The organism is Nitrincola sp. A-D6, from assembly GCF_000764495.1.
GTDB lineage: Bacteria > Pseudomonadota > Gammaproteobacteria > Pseudomonadales > Balneatricaceae > Nitrincola.
This window is the reverse complement of record NZ_JRLB01000101.1, coordinates 1-21938: the sequence shown is the minus strand read 5'-3', so window position 1 is coordinate 21938 and position 21938 is coordinate 1. Positions and strand designations below refer to the sequence as shown.

Below are 21938 nucleotides of genomic sequence, written 5' to 3'. Positions count from 1 at the left end.
AGCCCTCACTTTAAGTTGATAACAGCCCCTGAACGAAGCTGTTATCCGTTAGGCACGGGTATCTATCAAGGACCCCAGTGCTTCATCCACTTCACGAACAACCTGAGTAGATGCTGTAGATTCATTCTGACTGACAGCGGCCTGGCTTACAGCCAAGTCTTCCCCCCGTCCTGACGCAAGTTCAGGGCGATCAGGCGCACCAGTACCCTGTACGTCACCGGCAGCACGTGCGGAGTTATCCAGTCCACGGTTAACATTCATAAGACCACTGGTTTGCGCAGCAACACCATTAATATTCATAAATCACCTGTCGTCTTGGGTTATAACAGCTTTCCAACTGCACTTAGCAGTATAGCACTTAAGACAAAGCTGTACATAATTTGTTCAACTTTTCATTTGAAACTTTACGTTGACAGAAGTCTGGTTAGATCAAGATAATTTGATGCGATGGCAGGGTCTGGCTGCTCAAGCCAAGGGATCACACCCAGTAATGGAGCCCGGATACGTTGCTGCAAGGTGGCTATATTTTCATTCAGGCAGAGCATCTCCGCATCCGTCTGACAAGCTACCCAACCCGCCAGTTGCATACCATCACGAGCTATCGCTTCCAGCGTCAGTAAGGCATGGTTCAGACAACCCAGTTTCATGCCAACCACCAGAATAACCGGCAGTTCGAGTAACTGAGCCAGCGATGACAGATTTTCCCGTGGGTTCAGTGGCACACGCCAGCCTCCGGCCCCTTCAACCAATACCAGGTCTGCCTTTTGCATCAAAGCACCACGACAGTAGGATGCCAGTCTGTCAGCACTAAGCTGCCGTCCAGCTGCCGCTATATGCGGTGCCACGGCCGCCTCCAATGCTACCGGATTAATCTGATCATAGCTCAAGGCAACACTGGCGTACTGCTGCAATAACAGCGCATCGGCATTACGCAGCCCCTCTGGGGTTTGTTCGCACCCGGCAGCCAGGGGTTTCAGTCCGATAGTCTGAAGTTGCCGCTGGCCTGCCTGATACAACAAGGCGGTGGTCACCAGAGTTTTGCCAACATCGGTATCCGTACCCGTAATAAAATAGGCCTGTTTCAATACTGACTCCTTACTTATTCCTTACACCACTGCAGATAATAGACTTCATAGCTGACCGGCAAATTGCCATCATCCTGACGAAAGTGGTCATAGGCACAGGATAACTGCTGCAACCGGTCACGACCGCCTAGTCCAGATAGCGATTGACGCCCCTCAACAGCGGAGGCCCCCAGCATTTTCAACGCTTTCATTACGTCCCGCAAGTGTGGATAAGTCAGCGTATAACATTGAGTCTGTGATTTAAGCAAACGCAAACCGTGTGGTGGCAGTGCCAACAACTGATTCAACGCCACAAAGCGATTTACATGGGGCAGCTGATCGACACTTTGCCAGGCCTCTCTCATCTCAAACAGGCTTTTCGGTCCCAAGGTTGCCAGCATCAAACGCCCTCCGGGTTTTAACACCCGGCAGCACTCAGTAAACAAGCGCGGGTAGTCACTGCACCACTGCACCGCCAGACTACTCCAGATCAGGTCAACCTGCTCATCTGCCAGTGGTAAAGACTCAGCATCAGCACACAAGGGCACCAGATCCAACTCAGCATGAACTGACTGCACCTGCTCGAGCATTCCCCGGGCGATATCCAGTGCCAACAATTGACTGGAGGGATAACGATTACGTAAAGCTGGTAAGCCGTACCCGGTACCACATCCCAGATCTACAACACGTTCGAGCGTTTGCATTGGCAAATCGGACAACAGGGTATCGGCCACTTCTCGCTGCAGATCGGCCACTGAGTCATAGGTCCTGGCGGCCCGACTGAAGCGCGTGGCTATATCCTGTTTATAGGTTTGAGTGGCGGTAACCTGTGTCAGCATAGACTCGCCTCCCAGCACAACAGATCCTTCATTAACCTGTCAGCCGCTGAAATAAACGGTAGATGTGATGCCCCGGAATAACACTGCACACTGGCATTACTGCTCAGTAACGGCAGTAGCTCGACCAAGAGCGATGCTGGCACCAATGCATCCGCTTTACCCAGTAAATGCAAAACGGGCAACTGCAGTTGCGCTAACGCCGGGCGTGCATCCTCTAGCAATAGCATGAGCAAGTCGCTCAGGTAAGCCGTCGACAAAGGGCTACAAGAGCGCTGCAGCCAATCAAGCAGAGGGCGTTTATCTGGTGCGCCCAGCACCTGTAACGCCTGAAAACGTTTCAGAGTCGTTTCTGGATTTATAGAAAAATCTGTCTGAAAACGGCTAAATTCAGCCTGAGGCATAGCGCAGTGCCAATCATCACGCTGCACAAAGCAGGGATTGAACGCCACAGTAATTAACCCTCTGACATATTCGGGTGCCTGAGCCGCCAATTGCGTTGCCAGCAAACCGCCCAGCGACCACCCCATCCACAAGGATTGCTGTGGTGCTTGACGCTTTAGACACTGAATCAGCCTGTACTGAAGCGCAGCAGGTGTACTCTTACACCAACCACTATTATCAAAAACCACACGGTGCACTTTAAACTCGACCATAAGCGCATCCAGCAGAGGATCAAATATAGCGGCACTGCTACCCCAGCCCGGAACCAATACCAGATCCCGCCCCTTGTCATTCAGGCACTCAATGTGCAGCATCATCTGACTCCATCACCTGTTTCAGATTGCTTACCAGCCTGTCTACCTGCTCAAGCGTGTGTGTTGCCGTCAGGGTCACGCGAAGTCGGGCACTACCTGCAGGTACGGTAGGTGGTCGGATAGCGGTAACCTGTACACCCTGTAACAACAAGGCTTCACTGATGCGCACCGCCTTGCCTGCACAGCCGATTAACAGTGGCTGGATAGGCGTTTCAGAAGGCAGCAAACTCATCCCTGCCGCAGTACAAGACTGACGGAAATGCTGGATCAACTGCTGCAGGTGCTGGCGACGCCAGTCTTCTTGCTGCACCAAGGCAAGACTGACCCGAGTTGCCTCGGCAACTGCCGGTGGCAACCCGGTGGTATAAATATAGCTACGCGAAAATTGAATCAGGGTTTCAATCAGCACATCAGAGCCTGCCACAAATGCCCCGGCTGTACCGAACGCCTTCCCTAGCGTACCTATCAACACAGGCAGTTGATCCGCTGCCAAACCACTGACAGCTGCACTGCCGCCACCCTTGGCACCCAGCACCCCAAAACCATGGGCATCATCGACTACCAACCAGGCCTGATGCTGCTGACACAGCGCTGACAAAGCCACCAGGTCTGCCTGATCGCCATCCATACTGAACACCCCATCGGTTACAACCAATCGACGTTGTGACTGACAAGTCTGTAACATCCGCTCCAGCGAAGCCGTATCGAGATGCGGGTAACGACGAAAACGGGCCCCGCTCAGCAACGCGCCATCCAGTAATGACGCATGATTAAGGCGATCATGGAATACCGCATCACGTCGACCCGCCAGTGCTGTCATTACGCCGAGATTCGCCATATAGCCTGAACTGAACAACAGCGCACGCTGACGTCCGGTGAAAACTGCCAGTTCCAGCTCCAATTGATGATGTGCATCCGTATGGCCTGCAGTTAAATGTGAAGCACCACTGCCGACACCATAGTGCCGGGCGCCCTCGATCATCGCGGCAGCCACACGTGAATCAGCCGCCAGACCGAGGTAATCATTACTGCAGAAACTCAGCACAGCCTCATTTCCCAGCCTTCTTTGCGGCTGCTGAGCTGAGTGCATAACCTGGCGCTGACGATAGAGTTGCTGTTGGCGGCGATCCTCCAACGCCTGCCTGAGTGCACTATCCATCATCGGCCCGACTCAGCCGCATTATAAAAAAACGCTTTGTCCTGTTCAGATTCAATACGTTGCATTAGTGCTGTTTCACAGTCGTCATCGGAAAGCATTTCCACAGGCTCGGGATACAGACCCAGTTTAGCAAACAGCGCCTTATCCGCCTCAGCCTGTGGATTCTCTGTGGTCAGCAGACGATCACCATAAAAAATGGAATTGGCTCCTGCCATAAAGCACAAGGCCTGCATCTGCTCATTCATTTCGGTGCGACCAGCTGATAAACGCAGATGCGAGGCGGGCATCAAAATTCGCGCAACGGCCAGAGTACGGATAAATTCAAATGGGTCCAGTTCAGGCGCATCGGCCAACGGAGTGCCCTCGACTCTTACCAGCCGGTTCACCGGGACGGATTCGGGGTGTTCAGGGAAGCAGGCCAGAGTCTGCAATAAACTGACTCGATCAGTCCGCGATTCACCCAAGCCGAGAATACCGCCACAACAAACTTTCATTCCGGCCGCACGTACATTTGCCAACGTATCCAGGCGGTCCTGATAACGACGCGTGGTGATGATATTGCCGTAAAACGCCTCGGAAGTGTCCAGGTTGTGGTTGTAATAATCCAGACCCGCCTCTGAAAGTGCCTGAGCCTGCTCTGCTTTGAGCATTCCCAGTGTCATACAGGTTTCCAGTCCCAGTGCTTTAACCCCCTGAATCATCTCCACTACATAGGCATATCTTTGGCACGCAAATGCTTCCAGGCGGCCCCCATACAGAAGCGGCTGGCACCCTGAGTTTTAGCCGCCTGGGCTTCTTCAAGTACGGCCTGAACCTGCATCAGCTTTTCTGTTTCCAGTTCCGCATTATGATGAATACTCTGAGGGCAATACTTGCAGTCCTCCGGACAAGCTCCGGTTTTAATCGATAAGAGTGTACTGATCTGCACCGCATTGGGATCAAAAAACTGCCGATGTACAGTCTGAGCACGGTACATCAGTTCACTAAAAGGCAGCTCAAACAGTGCACTGATTTCGCCATGCTGCCAGTTATGTCGAACAGAAACCCCAGTGGTCATAGCATCACCCCATACAAATGTTTTACAGTAGACTGGCCTAACGCCAGTAAAAGAAGAGCCAGGAAGGCTCTGATACTGGGCGATGATAGTAAATTGACACAAGGACTTGTCAACTTATGATTTTTAATAAAGTTAACTATAGATCACTATTTAACCAATCCTGTGCGCTTTGTCGTCTTCAGTCAGCTGAGATTAGTGGCCTGTGTGAGGACTGCCACGCTGACCTCCCCTGGTTGCTACTGGGCTGCCCTATCTGCGGCCTGCCACGACTTTCTCCCGATCATCCTTGTACACACTGCCAGCAAAAAATATTCAAGTTCGATCAAACCGAAGCCCCACTTGAATATCGCTTCCCAATAAACAGCCTGATACCGGGAATCAAATACCAACGCCGCATCCAGACACTTGGCTGGCTCGGAGAATTACTGACACACCATCTTCAAGACCGCTGTGAAACCTGGCCAGATCTGCTCTTACCTGTGCCCATGCACCCTATCGATGAGGCCCTGCGTGGTTTCAATCAGGCCGGATTACTGGCTGAAATCCTAAGCAGGAATCTGCAGATTTGCTGCGACTCAGCACAACTTCGTAAAATACGACGCACAGGGAAGCAAATGACACTGAATGCATCCGCACGCCAGCAAAACCTAAAAGGGGCCTTCAGTATCCAAGGCCCCCTACCTCATAGAGTTGCGCTTATTGATGACATCATGACCACTGGCGGTACGGCGGATGAAATTGCAGGCCTACTGAAACTCGGTGGTGTTAGTCATGTGCAAGTATGGGTACTGGCACGAACACCGGAACCTGATCTGGACTGAGAACTGCTGTCGAAAATCCTGTAATATCAGCACAATTACATCTTTCCGCTGCAAGACACACCTGGATGATCTTGCTGACATACCCTGAGGATAGGTACTTGGCTGCAAAACCTGACTGGCCCAGATCTGAAAACAAGCTGCGCGACTTTCTATCTGTATTTCAATACAGTCAACGGGCGTTACAGTTAGTCTGGAGTACCTCGCGCCCACTCACCTGGGGGCTGATGCTTTTGACACTGGTAGCGGGTGTCATGCCAGCATTGGCTGCCTATCTAGGCCAACTGATTGTGGATGGTGTACTGGCTGCAGTGGATACTTATCAGCAGCAGGGACAAGTTGATTACTGGCCAATTATGCAAATTGTTGCACTGGAAGGGCTGGTTATTACGGTCCTGGCCGCCGCGCAACGCGGCCTGTCAGCCCAGCAGTCCTTGTTAAAGGCACTGATGGGTCAACGTGTCAATGTGATGATTCTTGAAAAAGCTCAGACTCTATCATTAGCGCAATTTGAAGATTCAGAATTTTACGATAAATTAACGCGAGCCAGACGCGAAGCCTCGACCCGTCCACTGGCGTTGGTAAATAAAACCTTCAGCCTGATTCAGAACTCCATTGCCCTGGCCAGCTTTGCGGTATTGCTGGTGCAGTTCTCACCCTGGGCTTTATTAGTGCTATTTATTGCCGCCTTACCCGTGTTTATTTCCGAAGCAAAATTTTCCGGTGATGCGTTTCAGTTATCGCGCTGGCGCTCTCCAGAACTGCGCAAGCAGATGTACCTGGAAACCCTGCTGGCACGGGAAGACTCGATCAAGGAAGTAAAGCTATTTGGACTGGGTAACCTGCTGCTGGATCGCTACAAAGCCATTTTCAACACCCTCTTCGATGCTGAAAAACGCCTGATCATTCGCCGCGATCTCTGGGGTTTTATGCTGGGTCTGCTGGGCACACTGGCTTTTTACGCCGCCTACGCCTGGATTGTTGTGGAAGCTATCCAGGGGTTAATTACCCTGGGGCAAATGACCATGTATCTGCTTATCTTCAAGCAGGGTCAAACGGCCATCAGCACCAATTTGACCGCCATCAGCGGCATGTATGAAGATAACCTCTACCTCTCCAATCTCTATGAGTATCTGGAGCAACCGGTTGAGGCTGAATCTGGCAGCGCGCATCAGGGCCCCTTGCCCACTGACGGCATTCGCTTTGACGCCGTCAGTTTCACCTACCCCGGCGCCAATAAGCCAGCCATTAAACGTATATCCTTACACCTGCCACCGGGGCAGAGTCTGGCACTGGTGGGTGAAAATGGATCGGGCAAAACCACCCTGATCAAATTACTGACGCGTCTCTACCATCCGGATGAAGGTCGTATCCTGCTGGACGGACTGGATTTGAATGAATGGGATCCTCAGACTCTGAGAGAACGAGTGGGGGTTATTTTCCAGGATTTTGTGCGTTACCAGTTTCTCGTGGGTGAAAACCTTGGTGCCGGTGACGTGTCAGAATTCGATAATGAAGCGCGCTGGCAGGAAGCCGGTCGACTCGGACTGGCAGACCCGTTCATCAGCCAGTTAAATGACCAATACCATACCCAACTGGGACGCTGGTTTAAGGGAGGTCAGGAACTTTCCGGTGGTCAGTGGCAAAAAATTGCTCTGGGACGCGCCTTTATGCGTTCCAAAGCCGACATACTGGTACTGGATGAGCCCACAGCCGCTATGGATGCTGAGGCCGAAGCCAAGATCTTTGAACACTTTCGCAGCCATGCCGAGCAGCGCATGGTTATCCTGATTTCACACCGTTTTTCCACAGTCAGAATGGCTGATAACATTCTGTTGCTGCGCAATGGTGAAATTATCGAACAGGGAAACCACGCGTCGCTCCTGGCTAAAAACGGACGCTACGCCGAACTGTTTTATCTGCAGGCCAAGGGATATCAGCTGGATTAACCCTGCTTTGGGAAGGGCGTAAACCATTGAGGCCTGGTGATCATGCGCGAAGAAACTGCTTCGCCACAAACGCCCACACCATGCGCGACGCATCAGGCCCCCGCGCATCACTAAAATCGCCACTACTGGCTGCACCACCACTCCACGCATGGCCGAGAGACTCAACCCCAACCAGCCGAGCCACCGTTCTCGTGCCACACTTAAAGTCCGTCACGGTCATCGGATAACGCTTGCCACGCTGCATGCTACGTGCCGCACACTTGCGTGCCCCGGCGGCTTCCGCCCAGGCATTTACCGCGGCTTGTCCATTGCTGGCGGCCACCACGCCATCCCTGTCTCCGTGAATCACCAGCAAGGCTGGCCAGGACTCGGCCATCGTTGCAGGCGTAGCCTTCAAACTTCCAGCACCACGCAGACCATGCATCGCACCAACCGCCGATAGAGTCGAATACGCAGCGCCGGGCGGAATTCCGGAGTGCATCACCACCGCCTGAAAACGCTCTGGGTGACGCGAGACCAGCAACACGGCCATGCTGGCGCCTGCAGACAGCCCTGCCACCGCGACCCGCGCAGGATCCACCGGATAAAGCAGGCAGACCTGATCAATCGCATTCATGATCAACTCAGCTTCTCCAAACGCGCGACCCGCAGTCGTATCAAACCAGTTCCAGCAACCCTGCGCATTGGACAGACGATCCTGTTCAGGGTAAAGCACCAAAAAGCGTTCACGATCCGCAACTCGGTTCATACGAGTACTCATCGCAAAGCTGCGGGCGTCTTGACCACAGCCATGCAGCATGACCAGTAGAGGCACGCGTTCATTCGCACGTATGCCTGGCGGTCGATACACTCGGAAGCGGCGTACACCAGCCGCCCCAACAGCCAGCCCGTGAAGCCAGAGGCCCCCACCTGGAGGTGGCTTGTTCGCATCCGCGCTTTGCTTAAGCGCTTTGGTGACAGTGCGAGTTGCTGCTCGTGTGACTGCGCGGGATCCTGAACGAAGCGCTTTTCGCGTAGCCGTTGACAGCCCGCGGGTCATGACTTTACTCCATGAGGTCGCGCGATAACGTTTGGCGATACTATGCACTCCTGTGCTTTAACGAACTGAGCGGGCCCTGGGGCCCGCTCATCGGCAGTCACTTCAACCAAAAATTTTACTTACCGACTTCGCGACCGATAACACCACCAATGGCTGCACCACCCACGGTTCCTAACGCACTACCGCCAGTCAGTACTGCACCGCCTACCGCGCCGATACCGGCACCGGCCACGGTACTCTTATCCTTGCTAGACATGCCAGCGCAACCACCGAGCCCGAGCAGCACTGTAATGCAAGCCACGCCAAGCAGGTTTTTGCGCGATGACTTAATCAGACTATTGTTAAAAATATTCATAATGGTTCCTCGATGATCGCGACACACTGTCTGCGATAATCAAGTATAAAGGGCAGGAGCTATTCCGTCTGTTTGTTGCCGCACATATAGGGTAAACCCACGTAGAGATTTACGTACGGTTTGGGAAGCCTGGACTCAACCTGTAGGATCATCTATGAAACTATCTATGACACTAGCCGTGGACAGGAAGCAAGGGCTTAAACCAGTGCTGCAGATGCTCTACACAGGCACGCACTTTGGCCGAGTCTGCCAAACGCTGCGGATAAACGGCCCAGATATTGGCCGTTTGCCAATACTCCGGCAAGATGTGACGCAGTTCACCCGTTTCGATCAAGGCATTACATCCCAGGCTGAGCGCAGCAGGATCCCCTTACCCTGAAGTGCCCACTGCAAGGCAATTTCTCCATGATTGGATGACAGACGCCCCTGCACCCGAATCTGCTTTTCACCACCCGCCGACTCCAAACGCCATAAACCAAACGGATGATCCCTTTCCTTAATCACCAGACATTCATGTGTTGCCAGTTCAGCCAGGGTTTGCGGTTCGCCTCGTGCATCCAGATAGGCTGGAGCGGCACACAGAAGCCGTCGGTTATCCGCCAGTTTACGTGCAATCAGATGACTGGCGATCTCCTCACCAATGCGCACATCCAGATCAAAGCCCTCACCCGTCACATCAATTAGCCGGTCAAACACCTCAAAGCGTACCGCCAATTCTGGATACTGCTGCGTTAATGCTGCCAACGCAGGTGCGACATGATGGCGACCAAAGCCAAAGCTGGAGCTGATACGCAACACACCCCGGGGAGTCTGACGTGTTTGTGCAACCTCTTCAAATAACTGATCAATATCGTCCAGAATTTGCTTAGCACGACGCAACACCTTCTCACCCTGCTCAGTCACACTCACACGGCGCGTGGTTCGGTGTAGTAAGCGCGTATTCAGTGTCTCTTCCAGAGCGCGTATGCGTTTACTGACATAGGCCACGGACACACCCAGATCAACCGCCGCCGCAGCAAAGCTGGCTTTTTCCGCTACGTTAATAAACACCCGCAAATCATCATTGGATGGACTTTTATTCATGATATGGAAACAGTAGGTTAACTAAAAAGCATATTGTATTCATTTTGTACACAATTAATATAGCTATATTAACTTAGGAGAATCGAACATGAATCAATCATTCAATATTGCCGTCATAGCCGGTGACGGCATAGGAAAGGAAGTAATGCCCGAAGGGCTGCGCGCCCTGCAAGCAGTCGCTGAGCGCTTTAATATCAGCTTGAATTACACCCCTATTGAATGGGCCAGCTGTGATTATTATCAACAACACGGCCAGATGATGCCGGATGACTGGAAGGCTCAACTGTCCGGCATGGATGCGATTCTGTTTGGGGCTGCAGGCTGGCCGGAGACGGTTCCGGATCATATTTCACTCTGGGGATCGTTACTGAAGTTTCGCCGCGAATTTGACCAATACATCAACCTGCGTCCGGTACGTCTTTTTGAAGGTGTGCCCTGCCCACTGGCAGGCCGCAAGGCTGGTGATATAGATTTTTATGTGGTGCGTGAAAACACCGAGGGTGAATACACCAATCTGGGTGGACGCATTTTCGAAGGAACAGATCGCGAGGTGGTGATACAGGAATCCGTCTTTACCCGCTACGGCACTGACCGGGTACTGAAATATGCCTTTGAGCTGGCTCAAAGCCGCCGCCGAAAACACCTGACTGTCGCCACCAAAAGTAACGGTATCGCCATCAGCATGCCCTGGTGGGATGAACGTGCCGACGCCATGGCTGAGCATTATCCAGACATCCACGTCGACAAACAGCATATCGACATTCTCTCGGCCCGTTTTGTGCTGCAACCCAACCGCTTTGATGTGGTGGTCGCCAGCAACCTGTTTGGTGACATACTTTCAGACCTGGGACCTGCCTGCACTGGCACCATCGGCCTGGCACCTTCGGCCAACTTAAACCCTGAAGGCCTTTTCCCTTCCCTGTTTGAACCCGTACACGGCTCAGCACCGGATATCTATGGTCAGAATATTGCCAACCCCGTAGCCATGATCTGGTCGGCGGCCTTAATGCTTAATTTCCTTGGCTGCACCGATGCACACGATGCCATGCTCAGTGCCATCGAAACAGTACTGGCCAACGGACCACGCACCCCTGATCTCGGTGGCACCGCCAGCACCACCGAGATGGGTGAAGCGATAGCTGCGCTGATCTGACAGCCGCATTCCTTTCAAAGCAACGGAGCTACTTCTCAGTCGGTACAGGCTGATGGGTAGCTTTGGGCTTATCAGCGGGCCGTGGACTAAGAGGTGGGCTGGGCTAATGGGATCGGCGTTTGTCTGACACGGTCTGTCTGACTCGCCGTGAACCCACTCCCTGGGGGCTCCAGTGCGCCTTCCATGGCGCACAGGGTCAGCCAAATCCGATCCCATCAGCCCCTCATCAACTTGGGTGCCTGCGTAAAGTCAGCTTAAAATCGGCATTTACGAAAAATATCTTCCATGCTACCTAATTCAATGTAAATTCTGCTATCTATGTAATGAACCCGCAGCATATACCGACCTGGCCACTATTTGATCTGGCACAGAGTTTAGGCGGGGTGGTGGTATCACTTTGGTGTGACCGTCAGCCGCCAGGGAAGGCGGCTGCCGAGCGGCCAGGGACGGCGAACAGCGTGTCACACCAGAGTGATACCACCACCCCAGCATGGCACCACTCCCCATGGCACCACCCTGCCAGTACACCAGTGCAGCGCCAAGAAGCAAATTAATGCAATGGCCTTGTCGAAATCAGGATTTACACAACAAAAAAATGGTAATCTTGCCCGTAATATACTTGTACCTATAACAGGTCATACCAGCGTTTTTGCAACAATAACAGGAGACCAGTGTGTCAGACATTTTTGAGCTGGAGCAGCGTGATCCAGACAACTATCGTAAAGAAACACGGAAAAACACCCTGATCCTGATGGCAATTTTCATTGTTCTAGGCATGGGACTCGCAACACTAAGTGTATCGCTATTCGGCCACCCCGAAGGCAACAACTTTGTCTGGAATGTGGCTGGTGTACTGGCTGGCTTTATACTGACAACGCTGATCTTTAAAAAAATCCTCTGGTACCAGCCCTGGATGAATGCATCGGTGTATGGCTGGACACTCAAACGCTGCCTGATGCGCGTCACTAATATCATGCATCATGTCGAAGCCGGCGTTGAACGGAACGACATCACCGCCATCAAGCTGCTGCGCTTCTACCACCTCGGTCTGATGCAGATGCACCGCCTGGAAGGCAATGACGGCGGCGTCAGTGAGTTGCAGAAGCCAGCCGAAAAACTGCTGGAGAAAATTGAAGCACTGGAGCTGGATCCACAACAAACCCGCTTTAACCCAGCCTGGGTTGACGAAGTGAAGGAAACTGAAAAACAACGCATCAGTTAGACTTAACAGCCTGACATCCTCAGTCAGTCACTAAGCCCATTTATGCTGAGGCGGCTGATACTGCTCTACTGCCTGCAACAGTAATTCAGGCTGGTCAGCCCGAATCAGCATATTGGCATGCACAGGCTTCAGAAAACCGGCCTCGGTCATGTTGGTTACCATCTGTAGTAGCGGATCATAAAAACCATTCACATTGTAAAAAGCACAGGGCTTGGTGTGATACCCCAACTGCGCCCAGGTCCAGGCTTCGAAAATTTCCTCCAGCGTGCCGGCTCCGCCCGGCATGGCAACAAAAGCATCTGCCAGCTCTGCCATTTTAGCCTTGCGCTCATGCATGTCGGCGACAACAAACAGCTCTGTTAAGCCAGGATGTGCCAGCTCTTTGGATTGCAGCGATACCGGAATCACACCATACACCTGTCCACCGGCATCCATCACGGCGTCAGCTATAACACCCATCAGACCGACCTTACCACCACCATAAACCAATGCAATCTGCTGCTCAGCAAAATACTGTCCCAGTGCTTTAGCCGCCGATGTATATACTGGGTCCAGTCCGGCACTGGAACCACAAAATACCGCAATTTTCATAGATTCATTCCTTTAGCTTTTCACAAACTAAAGCAGGTTCGGCCTGCTTCAATGGCGAATTATCTAAGCATGTGCCCCGCTTGAAATCAACACAGACTTTGTCTCCTGACAGCAAGCCGGTTATCATCCTGCCAGCTATCACAACATTACCAGGCAGCAGGAGATATCCAGGGTGTTTCAGTTCGATGCGATCGGTTATGTGCACAGCCCGTTCAAGGAAAAGTTTGGTATTCCCAGACAACCCGGCCTGACGCAGTCACTTCGTACACGCATACACCTGCATGCGCCCTATAATCACCCGGATACCACCAAAGGGCTGGCAGACTGCAGTCATATCTGGATTATTTTCGTATTCAGTGCCACGCAGGATCAGGGCTGGCATGCGACGGTACGGCCTCCGCGTCTGGGGGGCAATAAACGCCTTGGGGTATTTGCCAGCCGCTCCACCTTTCGCCCCAACCCTATCGGCCTTTCGGTTGCCAGACTCATTGAGATTAGCAGCGAAGGTGATCATCTGATTCTGGAAGTGGCGGATGCCGACCTGCTCGATGGCACGCCGGTCCTGGATATCAAACCCTATTTACCCTATGCCGACAGCCTGCCTGAGGCTCACTTCTCCCTGGGCAGCAAACCCGAGCCGCTGACGCTACCAGTGCTGTTTTCAACACAGGCCGATGCGTTCTGCCAGCAGTATCAACAAACTCAGGGTGAACCGCTACAGGAACAGATCACTGAACTGCTGCGCTGTGACCCGCGGCCCGCTTACCAAACTGACAGTGAGCGTATCTATGGTATGCGCCTGCATGATCTGAACCTGCGCTGGTCTGTCAGTGATTCAGCCATTCAGGTTATCGACATCCTGCCTGCCACTGCTTAAGCTAACCACAAGATAACAGTAAGATAACTTCTCTCTAACAGCGGAGCCTCATGCCCCAGACATCAGTCTCACAGACACAACTCCTCGACTATGACCGTGAGCATATCTGGCACCCTTACTCATCCATGACCCACCCCACCCAGGTGTATGCGGTCAGCTCCGCTTCGGGTGTCAGGCTACAACTCAGTGATGGTCGCGAATTGATAGATGGCATGGCCTCCTGGTGGTCGGTGATTCATGGTTATAATCACCCCCGACTGAATCAGGCGGCAAAAAACCAGATTGACTGCATGTCACATGTGATGTTTGGTGGACTAACACATCAACCGGCGGTGGAACTGGCGCGACGCCTGGTTGAGATTACCCCACCAGGGCTGGAAAAGGTGTTCTTTGCCGACTCCGGTTCAGTCAGTGTAGAGGTGGCCATCAAGATGGCATTGCAATACCAACAGGCACGCGGTGAATCACACAAACAGCGCATCATCAGCCTGCGTCGTGGCTATCACGGTGATACCTTTGCGGCCATGTCGGTCTGTGATCCGGTCACAGGTATGCACCAGCTGTTCAGTGGTGCGCTGACACAGCAGATTTTTTTACCCGCGCCACAAACCCCCTTTGGTGAACCCCTTTATGCTGAAGATCTGCAAGCGCTGGAACAAACACTGGCGGAGCAGCATCATCAAGCGGCAGCACTGATACTCGAACCCGTCGTGCAGGGCGCTGGCGGGATGCGTTTCTATTCCGCCGAGTATGTGCAAAAAGCCAGAGCACTGTGTGATCACTACGGACTGCTGTTGATCGCCGATGAGATAGCCACCGGCTTTGGCCGTACCGGCGAGCTGTTTGCCTGCCAGCATGCGGCTATCAGCCGACATACTCTGTCTGGGCAAGGCATTGACTGGTGGCTACATGACATTGGCAGCTACCCTGACCAGCCGTCAGGTTGCTGAAACTATTTCCAACGGCGGTGCCGGTTGTTTTATGCACGGCCCGACCTTTATGGCTAACCCACTCGCCTGTGCGGTGGCTTGTGAATCGATCGACCTACTGCTGGAACAGGACTGGCAAAGCAATATCCACCGTCTGGAACAAGGCTGCGCCGAGGACTTTTACCTGCAGCCGAGTTTAGTGCCGTTGCCGAGGTGCGCTGCCTTGGTGGAATTGGTGTCATTGAATTGCATACGGCCGTTGATATGCAACAAATCCAGCCACGCTTTGTCGAACAAGGTGTCTGGGTACGCCCTTTTGGTAAACTGGTGTATATCATGCCCCCTACATCATTGAGGATGCCGATCTGGAGCAACTCTGTAATGCCATCATTCAGGTAGTGAGTGAGCTATAATATGACCAGATTGAACTATGTAGTTTTATTGAATAATAAAGGACGCTGAAGGACACATCATGCCACGCATTAAAATCGACATGCCTGATAACTATCTTTTCACCACAGAAATACCCGTGCGTATCAGCGATATCAATTACGGTGGTCATTTGAGTAATGACGCCATGCTCTCGATTATTCACGAGGCTCGTATTCGTTTCTTAAACCAGTATCAGTACTCGGAACTCGACATTGAAGGCTACGGCATTATCATGACCGATTCGGCTATCGTCTATAAAGCGGAAGGCTTTCATGGGGATGTGCTACAGGTCAATATAGCGGTAGCCGATTTCAACAAATACGGTTGTGATCTCTACTACCTGCTGGCCAACAAGAAAAATGCCAAAGAGATAGCCCATGCTAAAACCGGCGTGGTGTTTTTCGATTATCAGGCACGTAAAGTAGTTCAGGTACCCGAGGCGTTCAAAGATCGTATGTTGAAAGAGACCTGAGCTTAATCATCACCATAGTCATAATGAATATGACTGAGATTTTCAAAGCGAGTGTACTGACCGATAAACGCCAGACGTGAGGTGCCTATCGGTCCGTTACGCTGCTTACCAATAATGATTTCCGCCACGCCCTTCTCCGGGCTGTCTTCGTTATAGACCTCATCACGGTAGATAAACATGATGACGTCGGCATCCTGCTCAATCGCACCAGACTCCCTGAGATCGGAGTTAACCGGACGCTTATTGGGACGATTTTCCAGACTTCGGTTCAGCTGTGACAGCGCCACTACCGGGCACTCCATCTCTTTGGCTAACGCCTTAAGAGAACGGGATATTTCAGAAATCTCAGCGGTACGCCCTTCGGATTTACCTGTCTTAATCTGCATCAATTGCAGGTAATCGACCATGATCATGCCCAGATCACCCTGTTCCCGGAACACGCGACGGGCACGGGTACGCATCTCATTAGGACTGATCCCCGCTGTGTCATCGATAAACAGCGGCTTGCCCTTAAGCATATTCACCGCTGTGGTCAGCTTGGGCCAGTCCTCTTCCAGCAACTGTCCGTTACGTACCCGTGTCTGGTCAATTTTGCCCAGTGATGACAGCATACGTGTCACCAGCTGATCAGCGGGCATCTCAAGACTGAACACCAGCACCGGTCGCTGGGTGCCCATCAGCGCATTTTCAACCAGGTTCATGGCAAAGGTGGTTTTACCCATCGAAGGTCGTGCCGCAACGATGATCAGATCCGATTTTTGCAGCCCGCCGGTTCGGGTATCCAGATCATCAAATCCAGTGGTGACACCCGTCAAAGCATCGGCGTTATTAAACAGGTGATCGATACGTTCGACCGCTTTCTTCAACAGGGGATTGATGGGTTCCGGCCCACCCTGATTCGGGCGATTCTCAGCAATCTGAAAAATCTTCTGCTCAGCTTCATTGAGAATTTCATCTGAAGCCCGGCCTTGTGGCTGAAAAGCGCTATCGGCAATTTCATTGGCCACATGGATCATCTGACGCAACAACGCGCGGTCTCGCACGATTTCAGCATAGGCGCGAATATTACTGGTGCTGGGCGTATTGCGTGCCAGTTCGACCAGATACTCCAAACCACCTGCACGTTCCAGTTCACCGCTACGATCCAGTTCTTCTGACAGGGTGACTACATCGAACGGACGGCTGTCATCGACCAGCTTTTGTAGCATACGGAAAAGCATGCGGTGTTCAGAACGATAGAAATGACTGTCGACCAGAATTTCAGATACGCCGTCCCATGCCTGATTATCCAGCATCAAGCCACCCAGCACGGACTGCTCGGCTTCTAACGAAAAAGGTGGGGTTTTAGCCTGGACGAGGGCGTCCTGGTGCTGTTCAGCAAAATCCATAGTCTTATCTGTACCGGTAGGCGGTGAAAACAAGGCTGCATTTTAGCTGGAATGGAATCGCGGGTACAGCGAACTAACGCAGAAACGCCTGTCTGGATCAACCAGACAGGCGTTCAGTGTGCAGAATTACTCAGCCGCAACTGTCAGGGTAATGGTGACAGTGACTTCTGGATGAAGCTGCAGATCAACTGCGTATTCACCGAGATGACGGATTGTACCTTCAGGCAGACGTACTTCACTTTTATCAACCGCATGACCGGTTTCAGTCAGTGCATCAGCAATGTCACGCGTTCCGATAGAACCGAACAGTTTGCCTTCTTCACCGGCTTTGCTGACCATAGTCAGGTGTGCTTCATTCAGCGTTTCGCCACGCTCCTGCGCTTCACCCAACTTGGATGCTGCTGCAGCTTCCAGCTCAGCACGACGTTCTTCAAACTTAGCCACGTTTGCAGCCGTAGCAGCAACCGCTTTACCTTGTGGCATCAGATAGTTACGTCCATAGCCGCTTTTAACAGCAACTTTGTCGCCCAGCTTGCCTAACTTACCAATATTTTCGAGCAGAATAACTTCCATCTCGTAAACCTCTTTTTTCTGCAGTGATTGCAGTATCTTAATTCTTTGCCGGTAATCTTGCCCGCAGATCCATCAGTGAATCAATCAGCGCAAGAATCACTAACAATGTAACCATATAGGGGCCAACAAAAATCAGCGACAGATAAAATGCTGTCAGCCAGCTAGTGTTCAGCCCCCGCTTAGAAACCAGGCCATGTATCAGTGCTATGCCTGCTACCAGTAAAGGTAACAGCAGCAGTGTAAACCAGCGTGACATATCCATTCCGGTAACCTGACCGGACAACAACAACGCAACCAGTGCAATCGCAGCGGCTGACGGCAGTCTCAACTGGTGAAACTCCTGTCGAAAGCCACCTGGATTAAACAAGGTAGCCTGCCAGCTTCGCGCTAACATCAGACACCCCAACATAGTAGCGGTCTGAAAAGCGGTGACGACACCCAGTAACAGGTTACGGATATTGATATCCGACCAAGCCTGCGTAACTGAAGCGTTCGCCGCACGGCGTTCGCTGACCATCTCCTGAACAGCAACGGCAATCTGATCTAACAAATTGCCTAGCCCGGCATCCAGTATAAAGCTGCTTACTACACCAATTGGCAGTAGCAGCAGCAATACTTTTTGCCAGGACGCAGTCTGTCTCAGCAAGACAGCCAATAGATATGTCCCAGATATGACCACTAGTGCCGAAGGATCGCCGGATAACATCCAGAAAAAGCCCGGCAACAATGCCCATACCAACAGTTTTACACCCTCTGATACACCCTTACGTAGTGTTATCAGAGCAACCCCCGCTGCACTGACCCAGTAAAGCAGAGGCAACATGGCAGCGACAAGCACTACCATGACCGCCTGACTGCGGCCCTTTATCAGCGTTTCAGCCAGGGCTCGCACGACGCTATCTCCGCAACTTACTCGTGGCCGTCAGTGTACGGCAGCAGCGCAATATAACGGGCACGTTTGATAGCCGTTGACAGCTGACGCTGGTAACGGGCTTTAGTGCCTGTGATGCGGCTAGGTACAATTTTGCCGGTTTCAGTAATATAAGCTTTCAGGGTTTCCAGATCTTTGTAATCGATCTGAGAGACGCCTTCTGCGGTAAAACGACAGAACTTGCGACGACGGAAAAAACGTGCCATTTCCTTTCTCCTGTTAATTCAAATTAATCTTCAGCAGTTTCCTGCTCTTTCTCATCAGCTGACTCGTTTTCTTCACGAGGCTGACGCTCAGAGCGCTCTTCACGGCGAGGCTTACGCTCTTCGCGTGACTCAGCTGCCTTGACAGGAGAAACTTCAGTAACGGCTTCCTTACAACGCAGAATCATGCTTCTCAGCACAGCATCGTTGTAACGGAACAGACTTTCCAGCTCATCCAGGGTTTCCTGGTTGCATTCAATGTTCATCAGAACATAGTGGGCTTTATGAGCGTTGTTGATCGGGTAAGCCATCTGACGACGACCCCAGTCTTCAAGGCGGTGAATCGTGCCTTCAGAACCTTCGATCAGGTTTTTGTAGCGTTCCAGCATAGCAGGAACCTGCTCGCTCTGATTCGGATGAACCAGAAATACGATTTCATAATGACGCATTTTTGCTCCTTACGGTTTTGCAGCCCCCAGATCATTTCATATGATTGAAAGCAAGGAGTTGAACAAATAAAACGGAGTCAGGATTATACGCGTCTCTTGACGCAACCACAATCCCGTGATCAAGCTATTTCAAAACTGTGTGTCATCTCCACACCACCACGCTCTAACATCAGTGACGCTGAACAATACTGTTCGGCCGATAGACGCACAGCGCGCTCCACCTGTGTCGGCTTCAGATTTTCACCCGTCACAACAAAATGTACATGAATTTTAGTAAACACGGCTGGCACACTATCGGCACGCTCTGAGGTAACTTCTGCTCGACAGTCAGTAACCTGCTGGCGGGATTTTTTTAAAATCTGCACCACATCATAACTAGTACAGCCACCCAGCCAAGCAACATCAACTCCATTGGTCGCGGGCCCTGCTGCTGATCAGCATCGATCATCACCTCAAAGCCACTGCCACTGGTGCCTTTAAAACGCAGATCACCATCCCATTGTATACTGGCTTTCATTGATTACTTATCCTCATTATCAATCGACTCAGGCAAACAGCGCCCGTAGTTTTTCACCTGGATCGGTGGCGCGCATAAACGCCTCGCCAACCAAAAAGCCTTGCACACCACGCGCACGCATCTGCGCCACATCATCAGGTGTATTGATGCCGCTCTCAGTTATAACCAGACGATCTGCCGGAATGGCATCGAGCAAGTCAAAGGTATTATTCAACGACACCTCAAAACTGTGTAGATCACGGTTATTAACCCCTAACAACCGCGTATTCAACGGCAGAGCTCGCTGTAGCTCATCAGCACCATGGACTTCAACCAGCACATCCATACCTAACCGCTGCGTCAGATCCGACAGCTCATGTAGCTGTTCGTCAGTCAACGCCGCAACGATTAACAGAATACAGTCAGCACCCAAAGCGCGGGCTTCATAAACCTGGTAAGGATCGACAATAAAGTCTTTGCGGATTACCGGTAGCGCACAAGCGGCCCGCGCCAACTGCAGATTGCGATCTGATCCCATAAAGAAATCCTGATCCGTCAGTACTGACAAACAACTGGCGCCGGCAGCGGCATAACTGCGTGCAATTTCAGCCGGATCAAAATTGTCACGGATAATCCCTTCGATGGGCTTGCCTTCTTAGCCTCTGCGATAATTGCTGCACGCCCTTGCGCAATAGCAGCCTCAAGCGCCGCTACAAATCCACGCGGATCGGTTTCACTGCCGCGCTGCGCGTCTATACGCGCTTGCAACTGTGCAATAGAAACCTGCGCCAGGCGCTCCGCTATTTCTTCGTGCTTACGCGCTATAATTTTCTTCAAAATAGTTGGGGTCGCGCTCATGAATCCGCCTTTACATATTGCTGGCTGAAATGAGCCAGCGCTTCCATCTTACTCAACGCACTACCATTCAGCATAAGCTCCATTGCCTTGGCAACGCCCACCTTGTGTGACTCTGCCTCTCCAGCCAACCAGATGGCTGCACCGGCATTCAAGGCGATAATCGACCGCGCCTTTTCAGCGATAGCCGCCGTATCTCCGGAAAATGCTGCGCGTATCAGATTCAGCGAGTCCATGGCTGTTTCCACTTCCAGCCCGATCAGACTTTGGCTGTTTATACCCAGTTTTTCCGGTGTAATACTGTACTCAGTGATAAATCCATCCTTCAGCTCAGCTACATGTGTGGCTGTCGCCAGGCTGATCTCGTCCAGACCATCATCAGCATGCACCACCATCACTCGTTCAGCACCTAGCTGCTGCATCACTTCGGCCATTGGACGACACAGCGGTTTACTGAATACACCAATAACCAGCCGTTTCACTCCAGCAGGATTGGTCATAGGTCCCAGAATATTGAATATTGTGCGGATACCCAAGGCCTTGCGCACCCCTATGGCATGGCGCATCGCACCATGATGAGCAGGTGCAAACATAAAACCAACACCAACCTGATCGATACATGATGCAACCTGAACAGCATCCAGATTCAGATTAATGCCCGCAGCTTCCAGCACATCGGCACTACCGCTACTGGAGGAAACAGCACGATTACCATGCTTGGCAACACAGACGCCAGCCGCGGAAGCCACAAAGGCAGAAGCTGAAGAGATATTAAACAGATTGGCGCCATCCCCTCCCGTACCCACGATATCTACCAGATTCTGTGACTCAGGCTTAACCGGTGTTGCCAATTCCCGCATTACCTGAGCAGCACCGGCAATCTCATCGATCGATTCACTCTTCATGCGCAGGGCCACCAAAAAAGCCCCCATCTGCGCTTCATTGCACTGACCGGTCATGATCTGGCGCATGACATCCACCATCTGTGCACGACTGAGATCCAGATGTTCAACCACCCAGCTCAGTGCTTCTTGTATATGCATTCTTTATCTTCTCCTATCAGGAAACAGCAGCAACAGGCTGCTGCAGAAAATTAGCCAGTAACGCATGCCCCTGCTGCGTCAAAATAGCTTCAGGGTGAAACTGCACACCTTCAACAGCCAGATACTTATGCCTGACTGCCATAATTTCATCCATACGCCCGTCCTCATGCTGCGTCCAGGCTGTCACTTCCAGACATGCTGGCAAG

At 52.0% G+C, this 21938-nt stretch carries 23 protein-coding genes and 4 pseudogenes; 7 read left to right on the top strand and 20 right to left on the bottom strand.

Annotated elements, in window-relative coordinates; all coding sequences use genetic code 11:
• Positions 1-48: 48 nt before the first annotated feature.
• The 6 genes and pseudogenes from LH51_RS16315 to bioB all read right to left on the bottom strand — a co-directional run bounded on the left by LH51_RS16315 (position 49) and on the right by bioB (position 4874).
• Positions 49-300, bottom strand: coding sequence for a hypothetical protein (locus tag LH51_RS16315; RefSeq protein ID WP_036524177.1), 252 nt, complete (start codon positions 298-300; stop codon positions 49-51).
• A gap of 104 nt (positions 301-404) precedes the next feature.
• Entirely contained in the window at positions 405-1085 is a 681-nt protein-coding gene (bioD, locus tag LH51_RS16310) for a dethiobiotin synthase (protein ID WP_081960878.1), read from the bottom strand.
• A gap of 14 nt (positions 1086-1099) precedes the next feature.
• Positions 1100-1903: a malonyl-ACP O-methyltransferase BioC gene (gene bioC / locus LH51_RS16305; protein WP_036524173.1), complete on the bottom strand. Its 804-nt coding sequence runs from the start codon at positions 1901-1903 to the stop codon at positions 1100-1102.
• Complete coding sequence (locus LH51_RS16300; RefSeq protein ID WP_081960877.1) at positions 1897-2661, bottom strand: alpha/beta fold hydrolase; 765 nt, start codon at positions 2659-2661, stop codon at positions 1897-1899. Before LH51_RS16300 ends, bioC begins: the two co-directional genes overlap by 7 nt.
• Positions 2645-3817 carry an 8-amino-7-oxononanoate synthase gene (gene bioF, locus LH51_RS16295; RefSeq protein ID WP_200882049.1) on the bottom strand — a complete coding sequence of 391 codons (1173 nt, stop codon included), beginning with the start codon at positions 3815-3817 and terminating at the stop codon, positions 2645-2647. The genes LH51_RS16300 and bioF overlap by 17 nt, the downstream gene beginning before the upstream one ends.
• Positions 3817-4874, bottom strand: a pseudogene (bioB, locus tag LH51_RS16290) (biotin synthase BioB). The gene bioF and the pseudogene bioB overlap by 1 nt, the downstream one beginning before the upstream one ends.
• Before the next feature lie 116 nt (positions 4875-4990).
• Here bioB and LH51_RS16285 point away from each other — a divergent pair.
• Together LH51_RS16285 and LH51_RS16280 are read left to right on the top strand one after the other, a co-directional pair.
• The gene (locus LH51_RS16285) at positions 4991-5695 is read left to right on the top strand and encodes a ComF family protein (protein ID WP_052063865.1); all 705 of its coding nucleotides are present in this window, start codon (positions 4991-4993) and stop codon (positions 5693-5695) included.
• 65 nt (positions 5696-5760) lie between these two features.
• Entirely contained in the window at positions 5761-7641 is a 1881-nt protein-coding gene (locus LH51_RS16280; protein WP_081960876.1) for an ABC transporter ATP-binding protein, read from the top strand.
• A 40-nt stretch (positions 7642-7681) separates the two neighbouring features.
• Here the strand turns inward: LH51_RS16280 and LH51_RS16275 are convergent, their stop codons facing one another.
• The 4 genes from LH51_RS16275 to LH51_RS16265 form a co-directional block, all read right to left on the bottom strand.
• Positions 7682-8680, bottom strand: coding sequence for an extracellular catalytic domain type 1 short-chain-length polyhydroxyalkanoate depolymerase (locus tag LH51_RS16275; RefSeq protein ID WP_081960875.1), 999 nt, complete (start codon positions 8678-8680; stop codon positions 7682-7684).
• Between the two features lie 115 nt (positions 8681-8795).
• The gene (locus LH51_RS16270; RefSeq protein ID WP_144244304.1) at positions 8796-9035 is read right to left on the bottom strand and encodes a glycine zipper 2TM domain-containing protein; all 240 of its coding nucleotides are present in this window, start codon (positions 9033-9035) and stop codon (positions 8796-8798) included.
• Between the two features lie 172 nt (positions 9036-9207).
• Positions 9208-9369 carry a hypothetical protein gene (locus LH51_RS24490; RefSeq protein WP_327125393.1) on the bottom strand — a complete coding sequence of 54 codons (162 nt, stop codon included), beginning with the start codon at positions 9367-9369 and terminating at the stop codon, positions 9208-9210.
• Positions 9366-10118, bottom strand: a complete 753-nt coding sequence (locus LH51_RS16265; protein WP_327125391.1) for a LysR substrate-binding domain-containing protein — start codon at positions 10116-10118, stop codon at positions 9366-9368. Before LH51_RS16265 ends, LH51_RS24490 begins: the two co-directional genes overlap by 4 nt.
• Positions 10119-10206: 88 nt before the next feature.
• Between LH51_RS16265 and LH51_RS16260 the strand changes: the two genes are divergently transcribed.
• Positions 10207-11271, top strand: coding sequence for a tartrate dehydrogenase (locus tag LH51_RS16260; RefSeq protein ID WP_036524165.1), 1065 nt, complete (start codon positions 10207-10209; stop codon positions 11269-11271).
• 673 nt (positions 11272-11944) lie between these two features.
• Entirely contained in the window at positions 11945-12493 is a 549-nt protein-coding gene (locus LH51_RS16250) for a DUF3087 family protein (protein WP_200882044.1), read from the top strand.
• Between the two features lie 30 nt (positions 12494-12523).
• Here the strand turns inward: LH51_RS16250 and LH51_RS16245 are convergent, their stop codons facing one another.
• Positions 12524-13084, bottom strand: coding sequence for a TIGR00730 family Rossman fold protein (locus LH51_RS16245; protein ID WP_036524161.1), 561 nt, complete (start codon positions 13082-13084; stop codon positions 12524-12526).
• 172 nt (positions 13085-13256) lie between these two features.
• Here LH51_RS16245 and tsaA point away from each other — a divergent pair, with 172 nt between their 5' ends.
• From tsaA to LH51_RS16230, 3 genes and pseudogenes are all read left to right on the top strand, one after another.
• Positions 13257-13961 (top strand): tRNA (N6-threonylcarbamoyladenosine(37)-N6)-methyltransferase TrmO, encoded by a 705-nt coding sequence (gene tsaA, locus LH51_RS16240; RefSeq protein WP_036524159.1) that lies wholly within the window; start codon positions 13257-13259, stop codon positions 13959-13961.
• A 50-nt stretch (positions 13962-14011) separates the two neighbouring features.
• Positions 14012-15303 (top strand): annotated as a pseudogene (gene bioA / locus LH51_RS16235) (adenosylmethionine--8-amino-7-oxononanoate transaminase).
• Positions 15304-15362: 59 nt separating this feature from the next.
• Positions 15363-15794 (top strand): acyl-CoA thioesterase, encoded by a 432-nt coding sequence (locus LH51_RS16230; RefSeq protein WP_036524156.1) that lies wholly within the window; start codon positions 15363-15365, stop codon positions 15792-15794.
• Positions 15795-15796: 2 nt separating this feature from the next.
• Here LH51_RS16230 and dnaB read toward each other — a convergent pair whose 3' ends face one another.
• The 9 genes and pseudogenes from dnaB to LH51_RS16185 all read right to left on the bottom strand — a co-directional run.
• The gene (dnaB, locus tag LH51_RS16225; protein ID WP_036524153.1) at positions 15797-17182 is read right to left on the bottom strand and encodes a replicative DNA helicase; all 1386 of its coding nucleotides are present in this window, start codon (positions 17180-17182) and stop codon (positions 15797-15799) included.
• A 126-nt stretch (positions 17183-17308) separates the two neighbouring features.
• Positions 17309-17755, bottom strand: coding sequence for a 50S ribosomal protein L9 (gene rplI, locus LH51_RS16220; RefSeq protein WP_036524151.1), 447 nt, complete (start codon positions 17753-17755; stop codon positions 17309-17311).
• A 37-nt stretch (positions 17756-17792) separates the two neighbouring features.
• A complete protein-coding gene (locus LH51_RS16215; protein WP_036524148.1) occupies positions 17793-18647 on the bottom strand; it encodes a hypothetical protein in 855 nt (284 codons plus the stop codon).
• Positions 18648-18664: 17 nt separating this feature from the next.
• The gene (rpsR, locus tag LH51_RS16210) at positions 18665-18892 is read right to left on the bottom strand and encodes a 30S ribosomal protein S18 (protein ID WP_036524145.1); all 228 of its coding nucleotides are present in this window, start codon (positions 18890-18892) and stop codon (positions 18665-18667) included.
• A gap of 23 nt (positions 18893-18915) precedes the next feature.
• Complete coding sequence (gene rpsF, locus LH51_RS16205) at positions 18916-19338, bottom strand: 30S ribosomal protein S6 (protein ID WP_036524143.1); 423 nt, start codon at positions 19336-19338, stop codon at positions 18916-18918.
• Between the two features lie 119 nt (positions 19339-19457).
• A pseudogene (locus tag LH51_RS16200) lies at positions 19458-19855 on the bottom strand (OsmC family protein).
• Positions 19856-19883: 28 nt separating this feature from the next.
• A pseudogene (gene trpC, locus LH51_RS16195) lies at positions 19884-20692 on the bottom strand (indole-3-glycerol phosphate synthase TrpC).
• Positions 20689-21732: an anthranilate phosphoribosyltransferase gene (trpD, locus tag LH51_RS16190; protein WP_036524140.1), complete on the bottom strand. Its 1044-nt coding sequence runs from the start codon at positions 21730-21732 to the stop codon at positions 20689-20691. The pseudogene trpC and the gene trpD overlap by 4 nt, the downstream one beginning before the upstream one ends.
• Positions 21733-21748: 16 nt before the next feature.
• Positions 21749-21938 (bottom strand): glutamine amidotransferase-related protein (locus LH51_RS16185; RefSeq protein ID WP_036524137.1); only part of this gene is annotated, 190 nt, incomplete at its 5' end.

Excerpts from the sequence above, each read along its gene's own strand:
- LH51_RS16245 (WP_036524161.1), bottom strand. The coding sequence starts at position 13,084 with ATGAAAATTGCGGTATTTTGTGGTTCCAGTGCCGGACTGGACCCAGTA.
- LH51_RS16280 (WP_081960876.1), top strand. The coding sequence starts at position 5,761 with ATGATCTTGCTGACATACCCTGAGGATAGGTACTTGGCTGCAAAACCT.
- LH51_RS16315 (WP_036524177.1), bottom strand. The coding sequence starts at position 300 with ATGAATATTAATGGTGTTGCTGCGCAAACCAGTGGTCTTATGAATGTT.
- dnaB (WP_036524153.1), bottom strand. The coding sequence starts at position 17,182 with ATGGATTTTGCTGAACAGCACCAGGACGCCCTCGTCCAGGCTAAAACC.
- rpsF (WP_036524143.1), bottom strand. The coding sequence starts at position 19,338 with ATGCGTCATTATGAAATCGTATTTCTGGTTCATCCGAATCAGAGCGAG.
- LH51_RS16230 (WP_036524156.1), top strand. The coding sequence starts at position 15,363 with ATGCCACGCATTAAAATCGACATGCCTGATAACTATCTTTTCACCACA.
- bioC (WP_036524173.1), bottom strand. The coding sequence starts at position 1,903 with ATGCTGACACAGGTTACCGCCACTCAAACCTATAAACAGGATATAGCC.
- trpD (WP_036524140.1), bottom strand. The coding sequence starts at position 21,732 with ATGCATATACAAGAAGCACTGAGCTGGGTGGTTGAACATCTGGATCTC.
- LH51_RS16270 (WP_144244304.1), bottom strand. The coding sequence starts at position 9,035 with ATGAATATTTTTAACAATAGTCTGATTAAGTCATCGCGCAAAAACCTG.
- bioF (WP_200882049.1), bottom strand. The coding sequence starts at position 3,817 with ATGGATAGTGCACTCAGGCAGGCGTTGGAGGATCGCCGCCAACAGCAA.
- rplI (WP_036524151.1), bottom strand. The coding sequence starts at position 17,755 with ATGGAAGTTATTCTGCTCGAAAATATTGGTAAGTTAGGCAAGCTGGGC.
- LH51_RS16275 (WP_081960875.1), bottom strand. The coding sequence starts at position 8,680 with ATGACCCGCGGGCTGTCAACGGCTACGCGAAAAGCGCTTCGTTCAGGA.
- LH51_RS16300 (WP_081960877.1), bottom strand. The coding sequence starts at position 2,661 with ATGATGCTGCACATTGAGTGCCTGAATGACAAGGGGCGGGATCTGGTA.
- LH51_RS16260 (WP_036524165.1), top strand. The coding sequence starts at position 10,207 with ATGAATCAATCATTCAATATTGCCGTCATAGCCGGTGACGGCATAGGA.
- rpsR (WP_036524145.1), bottom strand. The coding sequence starts at position 18,892 with ATGGCACGTTTTTTCCGTCGTCGCAAGTTCTGTCGTTTTACCGCAGAA.
- LH51_RS16285 (WP_052063865.1), top strand. The coding sequence starts at position 4,991 with ATGATTTTTAATAAAGTTAACTATAGATCACTATTTAACCAATCCTGT.
- LH51_RS16265 (WP_327125391.1), bottom strand. The coding sequence starts at position 10,118 with ATGAATAAAAGTCCATCCAATGATGATTTGCGGGTGTTTATTAACGTA.